The sequence below is a fragment of the Bradyrhizobium sp. CCBAU 45321 genome, assembly GCF_028128975.1.
Classification (GTDB): domain Bacteria; phylum Pseudomonadota; class Alphaproteobacteria; order Rhizobiales; family Xanthobacteraceae; genus Bradyrhizobium; species Bradyrhizobium yuanmingense.
In genome coordinates this window covers 1-1,672 of record NZ_LFKZ01000061.1, presented here as the reverse complement: position 1 = coordinate 1,672, position 1,672 = coordinate 1, and the positions used below count along the sequence as shown (strand labels likewise).

The window sequence follows — 1,672 nt, the reverse complement described above, 5'->3', positions numbered from 1 at the left end:
AAACCCGTTTAGTCGGGCGGGCGAGTCGCTCTCGGAGCTTTAAGGCGCTCAGTTGTTCAGTCGTTCGGCCGGGCAGTCGTTCAGCCTAAACGGTTTACCGGGAAATCGCAGAATTAGTGGCGGCGAGTCTGCCTAGGGTGGGATCGCGCTGTTGCGGCCAGTGCGTTGTCCTCCTTTCCGTGGTGAGGCTCTGTGCTTGAGAGGTCCGGAGCCTCACTGGCCCATCGCCAATCCCGTCAAGAGAGACCTGCCACAATGAACTACGAACCGTGGCCCGGTCTTTGCCGGCCTGGCTGAGGGCTTGCGAGCGCGCCATCGCGCCCGAGCCTAAGCCGAGCGAAACGATCCACCCCGACCCGGAGCTGCTAGCCGCAGCTGAACGACTTCAATTACTCATCACGGCTGAACGTCAGCGGGGCACCGACGAGAGCCTCGCCGCGCCGCTCCGAAGGCATGGCGGGCGCAGCATCATGCTTCTCGTGTTCAACTACCAAGACAGGTAAGGGTGACTTGGGGTCGCAGGCAGTGCGGAGACTCGGCGCTGTTCGGTTGCGTTGGAATCAGACACTGTCCCTATCCCCGCCCGCACCACCCTTTGACGTTTGCGGCAACGTGACTCGGCGCTTATCCCCCACGCATACACGGAGGAAGCGCTGTCCCTGCCACGAGCAGCCAACTCCCACACGGCCAGCCTCATAGCAGCGGAGGAAGCTGGCCGGGAGGTCATCGTCGTCGGAGGACGAGCCTAACTACTTGATCCCTGCCCACCAGTCGGAAGCAGCGAGGGCGCGGCTCGGAGCCGGTTAGCCACGGAGGCATCAAGGCCCGTATCCTGCCACACCCACGCTGCCGATGAGTTTAGCGGGCTGCCGCCCTCGCTAAACCCAACCGTTTTGTACCGGGGCCAGCTGACTGAAAGCTGACGAGACCGCGTAGCAATTCACCCAACGAAACGCGGCCTGCGTGGGCCACTTGCCGTCAAGAACAATGAAGACGTTCAGGCCGCAGACAAAAGGCGTTCGGCCAAGCTTACGATCAGCGGCAGCCGCCGCACGACAACGGGCCGGATTGGCGATCAGCACCACTGCACGCTTAAGACTGATCGCCCTGACGACCTCACGCTCTCCCGGCTCGTGCGCATCCACCATGGGATCCATGAGGTGGCCGTCCATCCGATTTGTGCCGGTCGTCGCCGCCGCGTCGTCGACCCGAGCATTTTGCGGGCCTGACTGGATCGAACCGCGCTGGCGCGCTCGCAGGATCGTCCGTTGTGCCGCCGGCGCTGCTGCGGCCGCTCGGCGAGTATGAGGCAATCGTCGGGGGGAGCTTCTGATGCGCGCCGCTGTCTCCGATCGCCTGAGCGATATGCTGACCCGCCTGAAGCTGACCGCCGTCCGCGACCAGTTGGATGGGCTATTGGACGAGGCCGGCCGACAAGAGCTGAGCCTGCGCGAGACCCTGGTGCTACTGTGCGAGCGCGAGATCGCCCGCAAGGACGAGCGGCGCATCGAGATGACCCTCAAACTCGCTCGCTTCCCGTTCGTTCGCGATCTCTCCGGCTTCGACTTCTCGGCCCAGCCGTCGCTAGACCCCAAGCGGTACTGTCCAGAATCTTTCGCACTTTTGATCAGGCGACGGCTCCGGTTTCAGAGAGTTGTGGCTGATAGAGCGG

The 1,672-nt window shown here is 63.5% G+C and carries 2 protein-coding genes; one reads left to right on the top strand and one right to left on the bottom strand.

The window, feature by feature from the left end; all coding sequences use genetic code 11:
* Nucleotides 1-878 precede the first annotated feature (878 nt).
* Complete coding sequence (locus ACM43_RS09695) at nucleotides 879-1,157, bottom strand: hypothetical protein (protein ID WP_271539865.1); 279 nt, start codon at nucleotides 1,155-1,157, stop codon at nucleotides 879-881.
* Nucleotides 1,158-1,332: 175 nt separating this feature from the next.
* On the opposite strand from ACM43_RS09695, the gene ACM43_RS09690 reads away from it, so the two are divergent.
* Nucleotides 1,333-1,672, top strand: a 340-nt coding sequence (locus ACM43_RS09690; protein WP_271539864.1) for an ATP-binding protein, incomplete at its 3' end; no start/stop codon positions are given.